This window comes from Streptomyces sp. NPDC059850, from assembly GCF_042731515.1.
Taxonomy (GTDB): domain Bacteria; phylum Actinomycetota; class Actinomycetes; order Streptomycetales; family Streptomycetaceae; genus Streptomyces.
The window spans coordinates 48,604-67,719 of sequence record NZ_JBHWJI010000025.1; the positions used below are offsets into that span (position 1 = coordinate 48,604).

Here is a 19,116-nt window from a genome sequence, read left to right on the forward strand (position 1 = left end):
GACGACGATAGCGCCGCGGCACGACGGTCCGTCAGGCCTGTGGATAACCGTCTGTGGATAACTCCCCGGCGGTCAGCTCGGGGCGCCGCTCTCCTGCCGGGCCTCGACTCCCAGGTGCTCCCCCACCCTGTTCACCAGCAGCGTCATCTCGTAGGCGACCTGCCCGACATCGGCGTCCGGGCCGCTCAGGACGCAGAGGCAGCTGCCGTCACCCGCGGCCGTCACGAAGAGGACGCCCTCCTCGAACTCGACCATGGTCTGCCGCACCCGGCCCGTCCGGAAGTGGTTGCCGGACCCCTTGGCGAGGCTGTGCAGCCCGGAAGCGACGGCCGCCAGGTGCTCCGCGTCCTGGCGTTCGAGCGTCGCGCTCGCCCCCGTCACCAGTCCGTCGTTCGACAGCACCAGCACATGCCGCACCTGCGCGATCCGCTGGGTCAGGTCGTCCAGTAACCAGTCGAGCCCCTTGCTGAGTGCCATTGGCGATTCCTCCCCGATTCCCCTTCAGCTGCGTGCCAGCCTTTCTCACTGCCGCCGTCTGGGCAACCCGCCCTACCCGTCCCTCCGGCCGTTCCGCGCTGTTTGACGCAAGATGGGGACATGGCACAGAACATGTCGAGGGATCAGTGGCAGAAGTTCCTCTCCGAGGGCACCCGCACCGGCAAGCTGGCGACCGTAAGGGCCGATGGAAGCCCCCATCTCGCGCCCATCTGGTTCCTGCTCGACGGGGACGACCTGGTGTTCAGCACCGGGCAGGACACGGTCAAGGGGCGCAACCTGGCCCGGGATCCCCGAGTCAGCCTCTGCGTGGACGACGACCGGCCCCCGTTCTCCTTCGTCACGGTGCGGGGCCGGGCCGAACTCAGCGATGAGCTGGGAGAGGTACGGGAGTGGGCCACCCGGATCGCCGCCCGCTATGTGGGCGATGACCTCGCCGAACAATATGGAGCCCGCAACGGCGTCCCCGGCGAGCTGCTGGTGCGGGTCCGTATCGAAAAGGTCGCCGCCGTTGCCGATATCGCCGACTAGTCGAACGATGAAGTAATTCGGCCGAAATCAATCGTTCAGGCTCGCGTCACGACCTTTATCGCACCGTCCCTTCCGGGGTCAGCCGAGGGCGCGCAGGTGCTCGCCGACCCGATCCACGAGCCGGGCCGACTCGGCGGCGGCCGTGGCCGGGTCGGCGGCCACGGCGCTCAGCACGGCCAGGCAGGCTCCGGCTGCCGCCGCCGCGACGAAGAGGGTGCCGCTCTCCATCTCGACCATCGTCCGGCGCACCGGGGCGGGCCGCGCACGACGCCCCGCGCTCCCGGCCAGGCCGTGGAATCCGGAGGCGACCTCGGCCAGCTGCTCCGCGTCCCGCCGGGAGAGCCCACGGGACGCGCTGAGTACGGTCCCGTCCGGCGAGAGCAGCACAGCGTGGCGGACCCCGGCGGCGCGGGCCACTCCCTCATCCAGGATCCGGTCGAGCAGACCCGGGTCGAGCAGGCTCCGGTCGAGACCGGCCGAAGAGCGGACGGCGGCGGCGCGGCGCTTGATCATGACGGTCTCCCTCGGTCGGCACACGCCGCGAGCGGGCGGCGCGCTCGGGGTCCCCCCATGGGCCAGGGACGCTAGCCCGCGAGGGGGCGCATTGAGGGGCGCATTACGAACCTGGTGGAATTTGACAGAGACAGATTCACGAACGATCGCTTGATGCCCGAACCTGTTCTCAGGACGGCAAACCAAGGAGCCCTCATGCGCCAGGACCGCGCCAATGAAGACCGCCGCGACACCGCGGCCGGTGTGCGGGACTTCTTCACGCCCCGGGCGGCCGACTGGGACAGCCGCTTCGCCGACGACGGCCCGGCCTACGCCGCCGCCGTCACCGCCCTGGGCCTGCGCACCGGGGACGCGGTGCTCGACGCGGGCTGCGGTACGGGCCGCGCCCTGCCCGCGCTCCGCGCCGCGGTCGGCCCCCGGGGGACCGTGCTGGGCTTCGACCTCACGCCCGCCATGCTGACGGCGGCCGTACGCGCCGGGCGGGACCGGGACGGGACGCTCGCCCTCGCCGATGTCGCCCGGCTGCCGCTGCGCGACGGCTGTCTCGACGCGGTCTTCGCCGCCGGACTGATCTCGCACCTCACCGACCCCGAGGACGGGCTGAGCGAGCTGGCCCGGGCAGTGCGCCCCGGCGGGACGTTCGCGCTGTTCCACCCGGTGGGGCGCGCTGCGCTCGCCGCCCGCCACGGCCGGGCGCTCACCCCCGATGACCTGCGGGCCGAGCCCAACCTGCGGCCGCTGCTGGCCCGTTGCGGCTGGCGGCTGGATACGTACACGGACGAGGACACCCGCTTCCTGGCCGTCTCGGTCCGTCAGGGCTGATGACCTGAGCGGTGCGCCACAATGCGGGCATGCTCGAACTCGCCATCCTCGGCTTCCTCCATGACGCGCCGCTGCACGGCTACGAGCTACGCAAACGGATCACCGCGCTGACCGGGCACGTCAGGCCGGTGGCCGAGAGCACTCTCTACCCGGCGATCAAGCGGCTGGAGAGGGCGGGGCTGCTGGCCCGTGAGACCCGGCCGGGCGCGGGGGCCGCGCCCCGGCTCGTCCTGACCCTGACGGCCGAGGGGCGCGCCGAGCTGCGCCGCCGTCTCGCGGATCCCGCCGAGAGCGACATCACGGACGAGAACCGCTGGTTCATCCTGCTGTCGTTCCTGCGGCATCTGGACGATCCGGCCCGGCAGGCGGCCGTACTCGAACGCCGCCTGGCCCATCTGCGCCGTCCCTCCTGCTTCTTCTACGAGGGCGACCGGCCGCTGCGCGCGGAGGAGGTGGAGGACCCCTTCCGGCGGGGCGTCCTCACCCTCGCGCGCGCCGCCGGCCAGGCCGAACTGTCCTGGCTGCGGCGCACCCTGGACGGGCTCCGGGCCGGGGACGGGAGCTGACCCCGGCCACGGCACGAGTCTCGACGCCGCGCCTACCGGCTGGTTAGGGTGCGCCGGACGAAGAACCGCAAGAGGAGGCTGCCGTGTCCGCCACGGAGGAGTCGGGCGAGGACGCGCTGTATGTGCTGACCGCCGTGCTGCTGACGCCCGCACAGTTCCCGAGCGTGCTCGGCGACGACTATCCCGAGGTGTGCGCCGCGCTCAGGCTGGAGCCGTACGAGCCGGGTTACGGCCTGGTGCTGGGGCAGGACGGCAAGGGCGCCCGCTGGACGGTGGTCACCGACGATGTGTCGCTCGTCGCGATCGCCATCGCCACCTGGGACTGCGGCATGGAGTACGAGCTGTCGCTCGACGACCGGACCGTGCTCGCCTCCCTGCCCGGCTGGCCGCTCGCGGTGGCGGTGGCCGCGCCTGGCGTACCGGCGCCGCACGACCCCGCGCCCGACGCCCAGCCCGAGGGCACGGCCCGGCCACCGCTCGCGCCGCCGGACTCCGAGCAGTGGGGTCCGCCGCAACGGCGGCTCGGCGCGGACGAGATCGCGCTCCAGTGGGCGATCTGGCGCGAACAGGTGGACGGCGACGTGACGTTCGTGGCACCGGGCGAGAAGCCGCACGGGGGCGTGCGGCGCGTCCTTGAGGAAGCGCGCGGCTACCTGGACACGCCTCCGCCGCTGGGCCGGATCCGCTCCGCGTTCGCCGCGGGTGACGCGCGGACGCTGCGGGCGGACGGACCGGGCTGGAGCATGGTGGCGCGGACCGACGACATCGCGTTCGTGCTGCTGGACGAGGCGCCGGGCGAGGTGCTGCCGGTCGGCCGCGGTCCGGAGCTGCCGGGGCTGCTGACGGCACTGGACAAGCTGGCCGTACGACCTCACTGAGCGCGGGGACGGCCCACGGGGCGCAGCCACGCGTCTGTGACCGGCCGGGTCGGGGAGCCGGGACGGTCCGCGATCGGTCATGCGCGGTCACTCCCAGGCGCGCGCCGCCCCCGCTCCCGAACCCGGCCGGTGGTCTGTGGCTCGGCTCGCCTCCCGGGCGCGACAGCGGCTGTCGGCGGTGCCCGGGTGCCGAGGCTGGGCCGCCCGGGTCAGCGCCCCAGCTGCTTACGGGAGACCCCGCGCAGCCTGCGCCGCTGCGACGGGTCGAGCAGCAGATAGGCGGCCACCGGCACGCCCACCATCACCAGCAGCGCGGCCCAGAAGGGCAGCAACCACAGCAGGATCACACCGGCCGCCACACCTCCGGCGGCGACCTTCGCGCGCGTGGACATCGCACCCGCCTCCTTAACCCGGCCCATAGCCGTATTCACTCCTCACAACGGACACCGGCGGCCGCCGGTTCCACATCCTGCCCACGGTCCTGTACCCTCGGCCGCCCACTCCGGTAGTCAAATTTGAGGAACGCGTCAGCGCTGTGACCCCACCCTCCGCGACCAGCCCCTCCGAGATCGCCGAACTCTGTCGCTCCACCGCCGTCTTCCTGCCGGGCGATCCCTCGCGCGCCGGGCGCGTCGCGTTCTGGCAGCCGGATGACCCGCCGCCCGGCGGGAAGTCCGGCGGGAAGTCCGACGGGATGTCCGCCTCCACCGAGGAACTGACCGTCGTCGTCCCGGACGGCACCGGCGTCCGTACCCGCACCGTACGAGCCCGGGTGCTGTCCCTCGCCGCAGCGCTGCCCGTGCTCACCCGGGCCCGGGCACGGGCCGCCGCGCGACCGGGCGGAGAGCGCTCGGACCGGGAGGGGACCGACCCCGCGACGGCCTTCTGGGGGGCCGCCGCCGTCCTCGCCCTGCAACTCGCCGCCCGCGGCCGACTGCTGCCCGGCCTCACCGCCACGGACCACGACGCCTGGCGCGTCGGCCCGCTCGACGGCGACGACCTGGAGAGGGTGCGGGAGCTGGCCGCCGCCATGCCGCCCGCCGCCCACGCGGTGGCGCTGCCCGGCAGCGACCCCCTGCTGCTGCCCGACCCCGAACGCCAGCTGCGCGCCTTCCTCGACGCGGTCGCGGACGGGCTGCCGCGCTCGCCCGCCGCGTCCGTGGCCGCGGGCGGCCCCGCCTTCGCCGCTACCGCCCCTCGGCGAATGCCCGAACAGCGCGCCTGGGCGGCCGACGTCGCCGCCGGACACGACGCGGGCGTACGGCTGTCGCTCCGTATCGAACTGCTCCAGGGCACCGGCGCCGGGCCCGGTTTCCGTGCCGTCCTCCAGCTGCACAGCCTCACCGATCCGTCCCTGGTCGCCGACGCCGCCGAGGTGTGGGCGGGCACCGCGCCCGCCGGTGCGGCGCTCGGCCCCCGGGCTCGGATGGACGCCTTGCTCACCCTGCGGCGCGCGGCCCGCGCCTGGGCGCCGCTCACCCCGCTGCTGTCCGCGGCCGTGCCCGAGGCGGTCGATCTCGCCGACGAGGACGTCACCGAACTGCTGGGCCCGGCGACCGGGGCGCTGGACGCCGCCGGGGTGAAGGTGCACTGGCCCAAGGAGCTGGTGCGCGGGCTCACCGCGCGCGCCGTCGTCGGCCCGGACGACCCTGACGACCCCGATGAAGCGGACGGTACCGAACAGAGCCAGGGGCCCCGGACGCCCTCCTTCCTCTCCGCCGACGCGCTGCTCCGCTTCAGCTGGCGGTTCGCCATCGGCGACCAGGAGCTGACCCGGGAGGAGCTGGACCGGATCGCCGAGGCGGGCCGCCCGGTGGTGCGGCTGCGCGACCAGTGGGTGGTCCTGGACCCCGAGTCGGCGCGGCGCGCCCGCGACCGTCAGGACCGCAAGCTCGCCCCCGTCGACGCGCTCGGCGCCGTCCTCACCGGCCGTACGGAGGCCGACGGCACCGAGGTCGAGGTGCGGGCCACCGGCTGGCTGGCCGCGCTGCGCGACCGTCTCGCCCGGCCCGGGGAGGACGACGGCGGACCGCCCGTCGCCCAGCCCGCGGCCCTCGCCGCCACCCTGCGCGACTACCAGCTGCGCGGTCTGGACTGGCTGGTCCGGATGACGTCGCTCGGCCTCGGCGGCTGTCTCGCGGATGACATGGGGCTCGGCAAGACCATCACCCTGATCGCGCTGCATCTGCACCGGCAGGACCACGTCGCCGGAGCCGCCGGGCCCACCCTGGTGGTCTGCCCGACGTCGCTGATGGGCAACTGGCGGCGCGAGATCGAACGGTTCGCGCCGGGGACGCCGGTGCGCCGCTTCCACGGCACGGCGCGCAGCCTGGACGGTCTCGCGGACGGGGAGTTCGTGCTGACCACGTACGGCACGATGCGGCTGGACGCGGAACGGCTGGCCGGGGCGGGGCCCTGGGGCATGGTCGTCGCCGATGAGGCCCAGCATGTCAAGAACCCGTTCTCGGCGACCGCCAAGCGCCTGCGCACCATCGGGGCCAAGGCCCGGGTCGCGCTCTCCGGCACCCCCATCGAGAACAACCTCTCCGAGCTGTGGGCGATCCTCGACTGGACCACGCCCGGCGTGCTGGGCACCCATGACGCGTTCCGCAGGCGCTACGCCCAGGCCGTGGAGAGCGGAAGCGACCCGGACGCCGCGGCGCGGCTGGCGAAGCTGGTCCGCCCCTTCCTGCTGCGGCGCCGCAAGTCCGACCCGGGCATCGCGCCCGAACTCCCGCCGAAGACCGAGACGGACCGGGCCGTCACGCTCACCAAGGAGCAGGCCGGGCTGTACGAGGCGGTGGTGCGGGAAATCCTCGCGGAGATCGCGGTCACCGACGGGCTGGCGCGGCGCGGGCTCATCGTCAAGCTGCTGACCGGGCTGAAGCAGATCTGCAACCATCCGGCGCAGTACCTGAAGGAGGACCAGCCCACCATCGTCGGCCGGTCCGGGAAGCTGGAGCTGCTCGACGAGCTGCTGGACACCATCCTCGCCGAGGGCGCGAGCGTCCTCGTCTTCACCCAGTACGTGCAGATGGCCCGGATCCTCGAAGGTCACTTGACCGCGCGTGGAGTACCGGTCCAGCTGCTCCACGGCGGCACGCCGGTGGCGCGCCGCGAGGAGATGGTGCGGCGCTTCCAGGACGGCGAGGCGCCGGTGTTCCTGTTGTCCCTGAAGGCGGCGGGCACCGGGCTGAACCTCACCCGCGCCGGTCACGTCGTCCACTACGACCGCTGGTGGAACCCGGCCGTCGAGGCGCAGGCCACCGACCGCGCGTACCGCATCGGCCAGACCCAGCCGGTGCAGGTCCACCGTCTCGTCGCGGAGGGCACCGTGGAGGACCGGATCGCCGCGATGCTGGACCGCAAACGGGAGCTGGCCGACGCGGTGCTGGGCTCCGGCGAGGGCGCGCTGACCGAACTGACCGACGCCCAGCTCGCGGAGCTGGTGGAGCTGAGGGGGAGCGAGCGTTGAGCCGTACCGGACACTCCGATGAGAACGGGTACGCCGAGGACGCGCCCGGCGCGCGGCCCGAGCGCACCCTCCCCGCCCTGCCGCCCGCCCAGGGCCGCGGCTTCGCCCGTACCTGGTGGGGCCGGGCATGGCTGAAGGCCCTGGAGGACACCGCGCTGGACAACGGACACCTGAAAAGCGGCCGCAAGCACGCTCGCGAGGGCGCGGTCGGCGCGGTGTGCGTACGGCCGGGGCGGATCACCGCGGTGGTACGGGACCGGGACCGCACCCCGTACCGTTCCGATGTGCTGCTGCAGGAGCTGGACGACGGCGAGTGGGATCGGCTGCTGGGCGTGGTCGCGGAGCGCTCGGGGCACATCGCCGCGCTGCTCGACCGCGACATGCCGCCGCAGCTCGTCGAGGACGCGGCAGCCGTGGGCGTCGATCTGCTGCCGGGGATAGGCGATCTGGAGCCGGAGTGCGCGTGCGAGGCATGGGACCACTGCCCGCACACCGCCGCGCTGTGCTACCAGGTCGCCCGGCTGCTGGACGAGGATCCGTATCTGCTGCTGCTGATGCGCGGACGCGGGGAGCGGGAGCTGCTGGACGAGCTTCAGGTGCGCAGCGTGGCGCACGCCGCCCGGCACTCCGCACCGGCCGGGGAAACGGCCGGGGACGAGGTTCCGTCCGCGGTCCCGGAGGGCGTACCGGCGCAGGCGGCGTTCGCCGCGCCCGGTCCGGCCGAGCTGCCCGCTCCCCCGGCCGCCGTCGCCGCGCCCGGCCGTCCACCGGCGCTCGCCGGGGGCACGGATCCGGCGCCCGGGCTGGACGTGGCCGCGCTGGAGTTCCTCGCGGCCGACGCCGCCGTACGGGCCCAGCGGCTGCTGGCCGAGGCGCTGGCTCCCGGCCATGCCGCGTCCCCCGTCCCGGCCGTACTGACGGAGTGGCAGGACACGGTGCGGCTGACCGCCGCCGGTCCCCCGGCCGCGATCGCCGCCCGGCTCGCGGCGGGCTGCGGGCGCGACCGCGTGGATCTGGCCCGCGCCGTACGCGCCTGGGAGCACGGCGGGGCCGCCGCGCTCGCCGTGCTGGAGGAGGAGTGGACACCGGACGACGAGGCCCTGGCGCGCGCCCGCGCCCAGCTCGCCACCGCCTGGGAGGAGGGCGAACGGGCGCCCCAGCTGCGTGTGGCGGGCAACCGCTGGACGGCGGTGGGCGCCGACGCCCAGGTGCGCTACGGGCGCGACGGCCGCTGGTGGCCGTACCGGAAGGACCGGGGCCGCTGGTGGCCCGCCGGGCCGTCGGCCCAGGACCCGGAGGCGGCCCTGGCGATGACCGCGCCGGACTGACCCGGCATCGGTGGCGGCGGTGGGACCGGCGCCGCTCCGGTCCCACCGGCCGCAGGGCGGCAACCTTTCGTGGGGGCGTGGCAACCGTAAGGCGTCAGAAACACCCCCGCACACGCCTCCACGGGACGGAGATCCCCCATGCCCCCAACGCGTCCGCGCTCCCGGCGCCGCCGCCCCGGTCCGCTCCTCGGCCCCCTGGCCCTCGCCACCGGCGCCACGCTGATCGCCGCTCCGGCCGCCGGATGGCTCGGCGACAGCGGCCGGGCCCACGCGGCAGGTTCCGCGGCGGCGGCGACCCTCGTCGTAGCCAAGGACGGCAGCGGTCAGTACACGACCGTCCAGGCGGCCGTCAACGCGGTCCCGGCGAACAACTCCTCCGCGGTCACTATCTCCGTCAAGCCCGGCACCTACCGGGAGCTCGTGAAGATCCCCTCCAACAAGCCGCACATCCGGCTGGTGGGCAGCACCGGCAACAAGAGTGACGTGAGCATCGTCTACAACAACGCCTCCGGCACCCCCAAGCCCGGCGGCGGGACCTACGGCACCAGCGGCAGCGCGACCGTCGCCGTCGAGGCGGACGACTTCCAGGCGCGCCATCTGCAGTTCGTGAACGACTTCAACGAGGCGAACACGAGCATCACCGATAAGCAGGCGGTCGCGCTGCGCACCGCGGCCGACAAAATCGTGCTGGACAACATCGGCGCGGTCGGCGACCAGGACACCCTGCTGCTCGACTCGGCGAGCAAGGACAAGACCGGCCGGGTATACGTCAACAACTCCGTCGTCCAGGGCAATGTCGACTTCGTCTTCGGCCGCGCCTCCGCCGTCATCAACAAGTCGACGATAAAGCTCGTCAAGCGCTACGACGGCAGCTCCGGCGGCTATGTCGCGGCGCCCTCGACGGCGGCCGGGAAGAAGGGCTTCCTGTTCATCAACAGCACCGTCAGCGGGGACGTCAGCAGCCGGTCCTTCTACCTCGGCCGCCCCTGGCACGCGGGCGGGGACGCGAGCCTCGATCCGCAGACGGTCGTCCGCAACACGAATCTGTCGGCGGCGGTCAAAACCACGCCGTGGACGGACATGAGCGGGTTCTCCTGGAAGGACGACCGCTTCGCGGAGTACAAGAACACGGGCTCCGGTTCCGGTTCGGCGAGCGGCGACCGGCCGCAGCTGACCGACGCGCAGGCCGCCGACTACGAGATCGCGGACTGGCTCGCGGGCTGGCAGCCGTCCTGATCCGGCGGGTCCGGTGAACTCCGGCCGCCGGTCCCGTCGGGGGGCGGGACCGGCGGCCGGTCGCTACCGCGGTCGGCGATCAGTGATCAGCCGCGCGCGGCCAGCAGATGGTCCATGGCGAGCTGGTCCAGGCGCTCGAAGGCCATACCGCGCTCGGCGGCGGCCTCGGCGTCGAACTCCTCGAAGGCGGTGCGGTCGGCGAGCAGCGCCGCCGGGGTCTCGCCCTCCTCCAGGGTGGGCCGGGCCAGCTCGTCCAGGCGCGAGGCGCGCAGCGCTTCCTGGACCTCCGGGTCGGCACGGAAGGCGCCCGCCCGCTCCTTGAGGATGAGGTAGTTACGCATGCAGCCCGCAGCCGACGCCCACACGCCCTCGATGTCCTCGGTGCGCGGCGGCTTGAAGTCGAAGTGGCGCGGGCCCTCGTAGCCGCCCGTCTCCAGCAGGTCGACGAGCCAGAAGGCGGCCCGCAGATCGCCCGCCCCGAACCGCAGGTCCTGGTCATACTTGATGCCGGACTGGCCGTTGAGGTCGATATGGAAGAGCTTGCCCGCCCACAGCGCCTGCGCGATGCCGTGCGGGAAGTTCAGCCCGGCCATCTGCTCGTGGCCGACCTCGGGGTTCACCCCGTACAGCGCGGGCCGCTCCAGCCGCTCGATGAAGGCGAGCGCGTGGCCGACGGTGGGCAGCAGGATGTCGCCGCGCGGCTCGTTGGGCTTGGGCTCGATGGCGAAGCGCAGATCGTAGCCCTGCTCGGTGACGTACGCGCCGAGCAGGTCGAAGGCCTCCTTCATCCGGTCGAGGGCGGCGCGCACGTCCTTGGCGCCGCCGGACTCCGCGCCCTCGCGGCCGCCCCAGGCCACATAGGTCTTCGCGCCCAGCTCGACCGCGAGGTCGATGTTGCGCAGGGTCTTGCGGAGGGCGTAGCGGCGGACGTCCCGGTCGTTGGCGGTGAAGGCGCCGTCCTTGAAGACCGGATGGGTGAACAGGTTGGTGGTGGCCATCGGCACGGTCATGCCGGTGGCGTCCAGGGCCTGCCGGAAGCGCTTGATGTGCGACTCGCGCTCGGTCTCCGAGGCGCCGAAGGGGATGAGGTCGTCGTCGTGGAAGGTGACGCCGTACGCGCCGAGTTCGGCGAGCCGGGTGACGGACTCGACGGGGTCGAGCGCCGGGCGGGTGGCGTCCCCGAACGGGTCCCGGCCCTGCCAGCCGACCGTCCACAGGCCGAAGGTGAACCTGTCCTCAGGGGTGGGGTTGTAGCTCATCGCAGCTCCCTCGCCTATTTCGTCAGGGCGCTTTACAAATTAGTATGCGCGAGCATTCCGGGGAAGCCCCGCTCATCAGCCGCGGAGACTCGTCGCAGCGGACAGGGACGCAGTCGCAAGCACACAGGGACGCAAGGGAGAGCGCGAGATGGCAGCAGCAGCCGTGCCCGTGCCGGAAGGACCGCTGGTCGTGGGCGTGGACAGCTCCACGCAGTCGACCAAGGCGCTGGTCGTCGACGCCGCGACCGGCCGGGTCGTCGCACGCGGCCAGGGTTCGCACACCGTCGGCGGCGGAGCCGGCGGCGAGGGCAAGGAGAGCGATCCTGAAGCGTGGTGGGAGGCGCTGGCGGAGGCGCTGCGCCAGTGCGGCCCGCACGCCCGGCAGGCGGCCGCGGTCTCCATCGGCGGCCAGCAGCACGGGCTGGTGACGCTGGACGCCTCCGGCCGCCCGGTGCGCCCCGCGCTGCTGTGGAACGACGTGCGCTCGGCACCGCAGCGCGACCGGCTGGTCGAGGAGCTGGGCGGCCCCAAGGCGTGGGCGGAGCGGATCGGCAGCGTGCCCGCGGCGTCGTTCACCGTCACCAAATGGGCCTGGCTCATGGAGAACGAGCCGGAGGCGGCCCGCGCCACCGCGGCCGTCCGGCTCCCCCACGACTACCTCACCGAGCGGCTCACCGGATACGGCACGACCGACCGCGGCGACGCCTCGGGCACCGGCTGGTGGGCGTCCGGCAGCGAGGCGTACGACGAGGAGATCCTCGGCCGGGTCGGGCTCTCCTCCGCGCTGCTGCCGCGCGTCCTGCGGCACGGCGAGGCGGCCGGGACGGTACGGGACCTGCCGGGCCTGCCGCTGCCCACCGGCGCCCTGGTGGCCACCGGGACCGGCGACAACATGGCCGCGGCCCTCGGGCTCGGGCTGCGCCCGGGGCAGCCCGTGCTCAGCCTCGGCACCTCCGGCACCGTGTACGCGGTCTCGGAGCACCGGCCCGCCGACCCGACGGGGACGGTCGCCGGGTTCGCCGACAGCCGGGAGGCCTGGCTGCCGCTGGCCTGCACCCTCAACTGCACGCTCGCCGTCGACAAGGTCGCCGCGCTGCTGGGCCGGGACCGGGAGGCGGTGGAGCCGGGCGGCCAGTCCGTACTGCTCCCCTTCCTGGACGGTGAGCGCACCCCGAACCTGCCCCACGCCTCCGGGCTGCTGCACGGGCTGCGCCACGACACGACGCCGGGCCAGCTCCTCCAGGCCGCCTACGACGGCGCCGTCTTCACTCTGCTGACCGCGCTCGACCAGGTGCTGGACGCGGACGCGGCCCCCGATACGCCGCTGCTGCTCATCGGCGGCGGCGCCAAGGGCATGGCCTGGCGCGAGACGGTACGGCGGCTGAGCGGCCGCCCCGTCCAGGTGCCCCGGGCGCAGGAACTCGTCGCCCTCGGCGCCGCCGCGCAGGCCGCCGGGCTGGCGCTGGGCGAGGACCCGGCGGCGGTGGCGCGCCGCTGGGCGACCGCGGAGGGACCGTCGTACGAGGCGGTGGAGCGCGACGAGGAGACGCGGCAGCGCGTCTCCCGGGTGCTGTCCGACGCGGACGGGCTGCTGCGCCGGGCCTGACCCGCGCCGCCGGGCACCATCAGCGGAACCGCATGAGAAGCCCGTACGAGAGGAGACGACCGTGGCAGCGCCACTGCCCAACACCCAGCAGGCGATGCGCCGCCGGAATCTCTCCCTCGTGCTGCACGCCGTGGCCGCGCACGGACCGCTCTCCCGCGCGTCCGTCGCGGCCCGGGTGGGGCTGACCCGGGCCGCCGTCTCCACGCTGGTGGACGAGCTGATCCGGGATGGGCTGCTGGTCGAGCTGGGCCCGTCCCGGCCCGGCACGGTCGGCCGCCCCGGCAGCGCGCTGCAGCTCAACGAGCGCGGCCCGGCCGGGATCGGCGCGGAGATAGGCGTGGACCATCTGGCCGTCTGCGCGGTGGACCTGGGCGGCCGGATACGGGCCCGTACGGAGGTGGCGGCGCCGAACCGGGACCGCGCGGCGGGCCCTGCGCTCGCCCGGCTCGCCGAGCTGGTCCGGCAGGTGGCGGCGGAGGCGGTGCGCGCGGGGCTGCGGCCCGCCGGGCTCGCGGTGGCGGTGCCGGGCCTGGTGGCGCGCGATGCGTCGCTGGTGGTGCGCGCCCCCAACCTCGGCTGGGAGGGCGTGGACATCGGCCCCGCGCTGCGCGCCGCACTGCCCGGGTTGCCGCTGACCGTCGACAACGAGGCCAACCTCGGGGCGCTCGCCGAGCTGTGGCGGGGCGGCCATGACCCGGCGCCGCGCGACTTCGTCCATGTCTCGGCCGAGATCGGCATCGGCGCCGCGGTCGTGCTCGACGGGCGGCTGCTGCGCGGCACCCACGGCTTCGCGGGTGAGCTGGGCCATGTGCCGGTACGGCCCGAGGGGCCCGCGTGCGCGTGCGGCGGGCGCGGTTGTCTGGAGCAGTACGCGGGCGAGGAGGCGGTGCTGCGGGCGAGCGGGCTGTCCCCCGGGCAGGCCGCCGCCCAGCACCCCGGGCCCGGCGGCCGGATCGCCCTGCTGGCCGAGCGGGCGGCGGACGGCGACCAGCGGGTACGGCGCGCGCTGCGCGAGGCGGGCGCGGCGCTCGGTATCGCGCTGGCCGGTGCCGTGAACCTCCTCGACCCGCGCACGGTGGTGCTCGGGGGCGCGCTCACGCCGCTCGCGCCCTGGCTGCTGCCCGCCCTGGAGCAGGAGTTGGCGCTGCGGCTCGCGGACCCGGCGCGCTCCGGTCAGGGCGCGGTGACGGTCTCGCGGCTGGGCTCGGACGGTCCGCTGCTCGGCGCGGCGCACTCCGTGGTGCAGGCCGTCCTCGACGATCCGGCGGGGCTCAGGGAAGCGGCCTCGGTCACAGGAAGCGGTGCATGACGTGCAACCCGACGTAGCCCTCCGCCGGATGGTGGAACGCCTTGGGTACGGTGCCCACCACCTCGAAGCCGAGTGAGCGCCACAGCGCGACCGCCCGGGTGTTGGCCTCCACCACGGCGTTGAACTGCATCGCCTGGTAGCCCTCGGCGCGCGCCCACTCCAGGACGTGTTCGCCGAGCGCGCGGCCGACGCCCCGCCCGGCGCTCTCGGGCGCCACCATGAAGCTGGCGCCCGCCACGTGCGCGCCGGGCCCCATCTGATTCGGGTTCATCTTGGCCGAGCCGAGCACCGCACCGTCGGCGCCGGTGGCGACGACGGTCCGGCCCGGGGGCGTCAGCATCCAGAGGTCGCGGGCCCGTTCCTCGTCGAGGTCGCGCGGATAGGTATAGGTCTCGCCCGCGGCGACGATGCGGTGCAGGAAGGGCCAGATCGCGGGCCAGTCCTCGGGGGTGGCGGTCCTGATGAGCATGCCGGTCAGCATGGCGGAGCGGACCGGCGTCCCGCGAATCGGTTTCGCGGGACGCCGGGCCCGCGAAACCGATTCTCGGGGACACGTCAGTGAGCGCGGCGCAGGAAGTCCTCCAGCCCCGCCAGGTCATCGGTGTTGAGGTAGCCGACGTGCGCGGCCAGCAGCTCGCGCCACACGGCGTCACGCGCCGCGCCCGCGAGGTCGGGCGTGGCCCAGAAGCGCACCTTCTGCCGGGCCGCGCGGGCGGCGACGGTGATCTGGTACAGCTTCTCCCGCTCCTCCTGCGGCATCGCGCCGATGCCCTGCCAGGTGAAGGTCTTCGTCCAGTCGGCGCTGATGAGCGGGATGAAGGAGGCGGGCACGCCGGTGCCCATGTCCTCCAGGCGTCCGTCGTAGAAGGCGTGGCGCACCTCCTCGGCCTCCATGGGGCCGCGCGCTCCACGGTCGCCCGATATGACGGCGGTCACCGCTCCGCGCCGCACCCCGCCGTCGACCCCGCCGTAGGCGGTGCTGAACATCCGGCTGTAGCGGCGCAGCCGCTTGGCGAGTTCGAGGTAGGTGGCCTCGCCGGGGGTCTTGAGGTCGATCAGCAGTTGCAGCGACAGGTCGTAGCCGCGGTAGACCCGGCCGCGGTTCGCCGTGACGCGCTGGAACAGCGGGTCGAGGTACAGGGATTCCAGGGTGCGGGTGGGGTCGAGGTCGGTCGCGTCGTGGGCGACCAGCAACTGGCCGTCCACCAGCCAGATGTCGGCCTCGACGCTGCCGAAGCCGTGGGACAGGGCGTCGAGGAGCGGGCGCGGGTGCTCATAGTCGTTGTGCGCGTGGGCTCTGGCCAGCGGCGGCTTGGGCCTGGGACCGGCTGAGTCCGCGAACGCCGGGGCGGCGGTGCCGCCCGCGAGTGCGGCTCCGAGGGTGACGACAAAGGCGCGGCGTGTACGGCGGACCATGGGGGCCTCCCGGCTCTCGTCCCGGCGTGGTGCCGGATGTACGCGTCGGACGCCAGTGAGTATCGGGGGCCCGCGGTCCCGATGGGCAGGGGCGTGCGAAGAGTTCCGCAGGTGGTTCCCGGCCATTTCCACGCCGTTCCCGAGGGCCCGGTGGCGGAGTATTCACCCGGCACTAATTCCGCAAACCCTTGACAGCACACTCTTTTGAGTGAATGCACCGCCCAAAGTCCGCTGATAGCTTGGCAGTTGCTTCGAGGCGGAATATCTCTTCAAGTCCGTACAGGGATGGGTGAGCATTCACGATGACGACGTCCGTTGAATCAGGTTCCGGTATCGGCAATCCGCAGCCGCCCACGAGTCTGGGCACGGAGGCGGCACGGAATCTGGCGACGACGACAAAGTCCGTGCCGCAGATGCAGGGCATCACCTCGCGGTGGCTGCTGCGCATGCTGCCGTGGGTGCAGGTTCCGGGCGGTTCGTACCGGGTGAACCGCCGGGCGTCGCACACGCTCGGTGACGGGCGGGTGGAGTTCACCACCACCGGCTCTGCGGTCCGGGTCATCCCCGTCGAGCTGCGCGAACTGCCGCTGCTGCGCGCCTTCGAGGACACCGCGGTGCTCGAGGCGCTGGCGGACCGCTTCACCCAGCGCGAGTTCGCCCCCGGGGAGCTGCTGGTGGAGGCCGGGCACCCGGCCGACGAGCTGGTCCTGCTCGCCCATGGCAAGGTCGACAAGCTGGCCGAGGGCGCGTTCGACGAGCCCTCGGTGGTCGGGTCGGCCGCCGGGGGTGACCACTTCGGCGCGCGGGAGCTGGCCGCCACCGAGCCCGGCGCCTGGGGCATCACGGTCAAGGCGGTCACCTCCTGCACGGCGCTGACCCTGTCCCGGCAGGAGTTCGAGGAGCAGCTGGACCGGTCCCGGGAGCTGCGCACGCATGTGGAGGCGGTGCGCTCGGCGCCGGTGGCCGCGCAGAACGAGCACGGTGAGGCGTCCATCGAGCTGGCCTCGGGGCACTCGGGCGAACCGACGCTGGCGGGCACGTTCGCGGAGTACGAGCTGAAGCCGCGTGAGTACGAGCTGAGCGTCGCCCAGACGGTGCTGCGCGTCCACACCCGCGTCGCCGACCTCTACAACGAACCGATGAACCAGGTCGAGCAGCAGCTCCGGCTGACCATCGAGGCGCTGCGCGAGCGCCAGGAGCACGAGCTGGTCAACAACCCCGACATCGGCCTGCTGCACAACGCCGACCTGTCCCAGCGCATCCACACCCGTGGCGGCCCGCCCACCCCCGACGACCTCGACGCGCTGCTGGCCACCGTCTGGAAGGACCCCGGGCTGATCCTGGCCCACCCGCGGGCCATCGCGGCCATCGGCCGGGAGCTGAACAGCCGGGGGATCGTCCCGCAGCACGCGGAGGTGAACGGGCACGCGGTCCCGGCCTGGCGCGGCGTTCCCATCTTCCCGTGCAACAAGATCCCGGTGACCCGCAGCGGCGTCAGCTCGATCCTGGCACTGCGCACCGGCGAGGAGAACCAGGGCGTCATCGGCCTCCACCGGACCGGAATTCCGGATGAATGCCAACCCAGCCTTTCCGTCCGCTTCATGGGAATCAACGACCAGGCGATCATCTCGTACCTCGTGAGCGCCTACTATTCCGCGGCCGTCCTCGTCCCGGACGCGCTCGGAATCCTGGAGAACGTGGAAATCGGACTCTGACGGCGCGGCGGCCGCACCCCCGGCCGCCGGTATCGCCTTCCCGCAACGCCCGTAACGCCCCCCACTACAGAAATGGGTGATGAACACAGATGACCACCTCCGTGGAGTCCGGAGAGCAGCCGCTGAGTCTGGGAACGGCCGCCGCCCGGAATCTGGCGACGACGACCAAGTCCGTCCCGCAGATGCAGGCCATCTCCTCCCGGTGGCTGCTGCGTGTGCTGCCCTGGGTCCAGGTCTCGGCCGGTACGTACCGGGTGAACCGGCGGCTCAGCTACACGGTCGGGGACGGACGGATCGAGTTCGTCAGCACCGGATCCGAGGTGCGGGTGATTCCGCCGGAGCTGGGTGAGCTGCCGACGCTGCGCGGTTTCGGCGACACCGCGGTGCTGGAGGCGCTGGCGGACGGCTGTGTGCAGCGGGAGTACGCGCCCGGCGATGTGCTGGTCGAGGCGGGCCGCCCGGCCGATCAGGTGTACCTCATCGCCCACGGCAAGGTCCGGCAGATCGCGCCCGGGGCGTACGACGAGGGCACGGCGCTGGGGCTGCTGGCCGACGGGGAGTACTTCGGCGACTCGGTGCTGACCGGTCCGGAGGGCACCTGGGAGTTCACCGCGCGGGCCGTCACCCGGACCACGGTGCTCACCCTCCCCCGCCGGGTCTTCCTGGAGACCGCCGACCGGTCCGAGGCGCTGCGCGGCCATCTCCAGGAGGCGTCAGGGCGGACCGAGCCCGCGCAGAACCGGCGGGGCGAGGCCGATATCGCGGTCGCCTCCGGCCATACGGGAGAGCCGACGCTGGCGGGGACGTTCGCGGAGTACGAGCTGAAGCCGCGTGAGTACGAGCTGAGCGTCGCCCAGACGATCCTGCGCGTCCACACCCGCGTCGCCGACCTCTACAACGAACCGATGAACCAGGTCGAGGAACAGCTCAAGCTGACCATCCAGGCGCTGCGCGAGCGCCAGGAGCACGAACTCGTCAACAACCGGGAGTTCGGTCTGCTGCACAACGCCGCGCTCTCCCAGCGCATCCACACCCGCAGCGGCCCGCCCACCCCGGACGATCTGGACGAGCTGCTGGCCCGGCGCCGCAAGACGCAGTATCTGCTGGCGCATCCACGCACCATCGCCGCCTTCGGCCGCGAGTGCAGCAGCCGGGGGCTGTATCCGCAGGGCGCCGAGGTGGCGGGCACCGCGGTGCGCGCCTGGCGCGGGGTGCCGCTGCTGCCCTGCAACAAGATCCCGGTGAGTGAGTCCGGCACCAGCTCGATCCTCGCGATGCGCACCGGGGAAGAGAGCCAGGGCGTCATCGGACTGCACCAGACGGGCATCCCCGACGAGTACGAGCCCAGCCTCAACGTCCGCTTCATGGGCATCAACGAGCAGGCCGTGACGTCGTATCTGGTGAGCGCCTACTTCTCGGCGGCGGTTCTGGTGCCCGACGCCCTGGGCGTGCTGGAGGACGTGGAGATCGGCCGCTGAGCGGTTGCCGGATCAACGCGAAACAACGCGAAACAAGGCTGAACCGCGGTCGCGGGCGCCGGTCAGGGACGGACGCTGCTGACGACGTCCGCGGTCGCGGACAGGCCCTCGGAGATGGTCGGCGCGATGCTGCTGCTCGCCAGGTAGAAGCCCAGCGTGACGCAGACCAGGGCGTGCGAGACGCGTAGTCCGCCGCTGCGCAGGAAGACCACCGCCAGAATCAGCAGGAGCAGGACCACGGAGATCGAAATGGCCATGGGGAGCCTCCTGGGCCGCTTCAGGGGATCGGGATCCGGCCGTCAGTGTGGCCCAGAATCCCCCTGAATCCCCTCGAAGCGGGTGCTCCACACGAGTGCCGATCTTCCGTTCGACCTCCGGGTGAGCGCGGCGGGCGGGGGACGGGGCCCGCGGGGGGGGGGGGTGCCCGGGCGGGGGCGCTTCGCACGGGCTTCCGTGGGCGCCCGGAGGTGCCCCCGGGCGGCGCGGGGC

Annotated in this window: 18 protein-coding genes; 11 read left to right on the plus strand and 7 right to left on the minus strand. The window is 73.4% G+C overall.

All coding sequences use genetic code 11. The features are described from left to right. Positions 1-72: 72 nt before the first annotated feature. Positions 73-477, minus strand: a complete 405-nt coding sequence (locus ACFV9T_RS21820) for a roadblock/LC7 domain-containing protein (protein ID WP_358619961.1) — start codon at positions 475-477, stop codon at positions 73-75. Positions 478-597: 120 nt separating this feature from the next. Here ACFV9T_RS21820 and ACFV9T_RS21825 point away from each other — a divergent pair, with 120 nt between their 5' ends. After that, positions 598-1,026, plus strand: coding sequence for a PPOX class F420-dependent oxidoreductase (locus ACFV9T_RS21825; protein ID WP_385442806.1), 429 nt, complete (start codon positions 598-600; stop codon positions 1,024-1,026). 78 nt (positions 1,027-1,104) lie between these two features. On the opposite strand, the gene ACFV9T_RS21830 is transcribed toward ACFV9T_RS21825, so the two are convergent. Next, positions 1,105-1,539, minus strand: coding sequence for a roadblock/LC7 domain-containing protein (locus ACFV9T_RS21830; RefSeq protein WP_385442809.1), 435 nt, complete (start codon positions 1,537-1,539; stop codon positions 1,105-1,107). A 195-nt stretch (positions 1,540-1,734) separates the two neighbouring features. On the opposite strand from ACFV9T_RS21830, the gene ACFV9T_RS21835 reads away from it, so the two are divergent. The 3 genes from ACFV9T_RS21835 (at position 1,735) to ACFV9T_RS21845 (ending at position 3,805) form a co-directional block, all read left to right on the plus strand. Then, positions 1,735-2,361 (plus strand): class I SAM-dependent methyltransferase, encoded by a 627-nt coding sequence (locus ACFV9T_RS21835; protein ID WP_385442810.1) that lies wholly within the window; start codon positions 1,735-1,737, stop codon positions 2,359-2,361. A gap of 29 nt (positions 2,362-2,390) precedes the next feature. Then, the gene (locus ACFV9T_RS21840; RefSeq protein ID WP_385442812.1) at positions 2,391-2,927 is read left to right on the plus strand and encodes a PadR family transcriptional regulator; all 537 of its coding nucleotides are present in this window, start codon (positions 2,391-2,393) and stop codon (positions 2,925-2,927) included. 83 nt (positions 2,928-3,010) lie between these two features. Beyond that, complete coding sequence (locus tag ACFV9T_RS21845; protein ID WP_385442814.1) at positions 3,011-3,805, plus strand: hypothetical protein; 795 nt, start codon at positions 3,011-3,013, stop codon at positions 3,803-3,805. Between the two features lie 209 nt (positions 3,806-4,014). Here ACFV9T_RS21845 and ACFV9T_RS21850 read toward each other — a convergent pair whose 3' ends face one another. Then, positions 4,015-4,197: a hypothetical protein gene (locus ACFV9T_RS21850; protein ID WP_385442817.1), complete on the minus strand. Its 183-nt coding sequence runs from the start codon at positions 4,195-4,197 to the stop codon at positions 4,015-4,017. Between the two features lie 143 nt (positions 4,198-4,340). On the opposite strand from ACFV9T_RS21850, the gene ACFV9T_RS21855 reads away from it, so the two are divergent. From ACFV9T_RS21855 to ACFV9T_RS21865, 3 genes are all read left to right on the plus strand, one after another. Further along, positions 4,341-7,280 carry a DEAD/DEAH box helicase gene (locus ACFV9T_RS21855; RefSeq protein WP_385442820.1) on the plus strand — a complete coding sequence of 980 codons (2,940 nt, stop codon included), beginning with the start codon at positions 4,341-4,343 and terminating at the stop codon, positions 7,278-7,280. Further along, positions 7,277-8,608 carry an SWF or SNF family helicase gene (locus ACFV9T_RS21860; protein ID WP_385442822.1) on the plus strand — a complete coding sequence of 444 codons (1,332 nt, stop codon included), beginning with the start codon at positions 7,277-7,279 and terminating at the stop codon, positions 8,606-8,608. The genes ACFV9T_RS21855 and ACFV9T_RS21860 overlap by 4 nt, the downstream gene beginning before the upstream one ends. 138 nt (positions 8,609-8,746) lie before the next feature. Then, entirely contained in the window at positions 8,747-9,844 is a 1,098-nt protein-coding gene (locus ACFV9T_RS21865) for a pectinesterase family protein (protein WP_385442824.1), read from the plus strand. An 86-nt stretch (positions 9,845-9,930) separates the two neighbouring features. Here the strand turns inward: ACFV9T_RS21865 and xylA are convergent, their stop codons facing one another. Further along, positions 9,931-11,103 carry a xylose isomerase gene (gene xylA / locus ACFV9T_RS21870; RefSeq protein ID WP_385442827.1) on the minus strand — a complete coding sequence of 391 codons (1,173 nt, stop codon included), beginning with the start codon at positions 11,101-11,103 and terminating at the stop codon, positions 9,931-9,933. Positions 11,104-11,266: 163 nt separating this feature from the next. On the opposite strand from xylA, the gene xylB reads away from it, so the two are divergent. Both xylB and ACFV9T_RS21880 read left to right on the plus strand, forming a co-directional pair. Continuing rightward, a complete protein-coding gene (gene xylB / locus ACFV9T_RS21875; protein ID WP_385442918.1) occupies positions 11,267-12,709 on the plus strand; it encodes a xylulokinase in 1,443 nt (480 codons plus the stop codon). A 94-nt stretch (positions 12,710-12,803) separates the two neighbouring features. After that, positions 12,804-14,018 carry an ROK family protein gene (locus tag ACFV9T_RS21880; protein ID WP_385442920.1) on the plus strand — a complete coding sequence of 405 codons (1,215 nt, stop codon included), beginning with the start codon at positions 12,804-12,806 and terminating at the stop codon, positions 14,016-14,018. On the opposite strand, the gene ACFV9T_RS21885 is transcribed toward ACFV9T_RS21880, so the two are convergent. Further along, on the minus strand, positions 13,999-14,487 hold the full coding sequence (locus ACFV9T_RS21885; RefSeq protein WP_385442829.1) for a GNAT family N-acetyltransferase: 489 nt from the start codon (positions 14,485-14,487) through the stop codon (positions 13,999-14,001). The two genes, ACFV9T_RS21880 and ACFV9T_RS21885, sit on opposite strands and share 20 nt — an antisense overlap. Positions 14,488-14,573: 86 nt before the next feature. Continuing rightward, complete coding sequence (locus ACFV9T_RS21890; protein WP_385442831.1) at positions 14,574-15,434, minus strand: phosphatidylinositol-specific phospholipase C/glycerophosphodiester phosphodiesterase family protein; 861 nt, start codon at positions 15,432-15,434, stop codon at positions 14,574-14,576. 302 nt (positions 15,435-15,736) lie between these two features. On the opposite strand from ACFV9T_RS21890, the gene ACFV9T_RS21895 reads away from it, so the two are divergent. Together ACFV9T_RS21895 and ACFV9T_RS21900 are read left to right on the plus strand one after the other, a co-directional pair. Next, a complete protein-coding gene (locus ACFV9T_RS21895; RefSeq protein ID WP_385442834.1) occupies positions 15,737-17,149 on the plus strand; it encodes a family 2B encapsulin nanocompartment shell protein in 1,413 nt (470 codons plus the stop codon). Between the two features lie 89 nt (positions 17,150-17,238). After that, on the plus strand, positions 17,239-18,627 hold the full coding sequence (locus ACFV9T_RS21900; RefSeq protein WP_385442836.1) for a family 2B encapsulin nanocompartment shell protein: 1,389 nt from the start codon (positions 17,239-17,241) through the stop codon (positions 18,625-18,627). A gap of 62 nt (positions 18,628-18,689) precedes the next feature. Here ACFV9T_RS21900 and ACFV9T_RS21905 read toward each other — a convergent pair whose 3' ends face one another. Beyond that, positions 18,690-18,884 carry a hypothetical protein gene (locus ACFV9T_RS21905; protein WP_009720740.1) on the minus strand — a complete coding sequence of 65 codons (195 nt, stop codon included), beginning with the start codon at positions 18,882-18,884 and terminating at the stop codon, positions 18,690-18,692. Between the last annotated feature and the right edge of the window lie 232 nt (positions 18,885-19,116).

What these genes read in the sequence shown, in the direction of transcription:
- ACFV9T_RS21820 (WP_358619961.1), bottom strand. Translation starts at nt 477, where the DNA reads ATGGCACTCAGCAAGGGGCTCGACTGGTTACTGGACGACCTGACCCAG.
- ACFV9T_RS21825 (WP_385442806.1), top strand. Translation starts at nt 598, where the DNA reads ATGGCACAGAACATGTCGAGGGATCAGTGGCAGAAGTTCCTCTCCGAG.
- ACFV9T_RS21830 (WP_385442809.1), bottom strand. Translation starts at nt 1,539, where the DNA reads ATGATCAAGCGCCGCGCCGCCGCCGTCCGCTCTTCGGCCGGTCTCGAC.
- ACFV9T_RS21835 (WP_385442810.1), top strand. Translation starts at nt 1,735, where the DNA reads ATGCGCCAGGACCGCGCCAATGAAGACCGCCGCGACACCGCGGCCGGT.
- ACFV9T_RS21840 (WP_385442812.1), top strand. Translation starts at nt 2,391, where the DNA reads ATGCTCGAACTCGCCATCCTCGGCTTCCTCCATGACGCGCCGCTGCAC.
- ACFV9T_RS21850 (WP_385442817.1), bottom strand. Translation starts at nt 4,197, where the DNA reads ATGTCCACGCGCGCGAAGGTCGCCGCCGGAGGTGTGGCGGCCGGTGTG.
- ACFV9T_RS21865 (WP_385442824.1), top strand. Translation starts at nt 8,747, where the DNA reads ATGCCCCCAACGCGTCCGCGCTCCCGGCGCCGCCGCCCCGGTCCGCTC.
- xylA (WP_385442827.1), bottom strand. Translation starts at nt 11,103, where the DNA reads ATGAGCTACAACCCCACCCCTGAGGACAGGTTCACCTTCGGCCTGTGG.
- ACFV9T_RS21880 (WP_385442920.1), top strand. Translation starts at nt 12,804, where the DNA reads ATGCGCCGCCGGAATCTCTCCCTCGTGCTGCACGCCGTGGCCGCGCAC.
- ACFV9T_RS21885 (WP_385442829.1), bottom strand. Translation starts at nt 14,487, where the DNA reads ATGCTCATCAGGACCGCCACCCCCGAGGACTGGCCCGCGATCTGGCCC.
- ACFV9T_RS21890 (WP_385442831.1), bottom strand. Translation starts at nt 15,434, where the DNA reads ATGGTCCGCCGTACACGCCGCGCCTTTGTCGTCACCCTCGGAGCCGCA.
- ACFV9T_RS21895 (WP_385442834.1), top strand. Translation starts at nt 15,737, where the DNA reads ATGACGACGTCCGTTGAATCAGGTTCCGGTATCGGCAATCCGCAGCCG.
- ACFV9T_RS21900 (WP_385442836.1), top strand. Translation starts at nt 17,239, where the DNA reads ATGACCACCTCCGTGGAGTCCGGAGAGCAGCCGCTGAGTCTGGGAACG.
- ACFV9T_RS21905 (WP_009720740.1), bottom strand. Translation starts at nt 18,884, where the DNA reads ATGGCCATTTCGATCTCCGTGGTCCTGCTCCTGCTGATTCTGGCGGTG.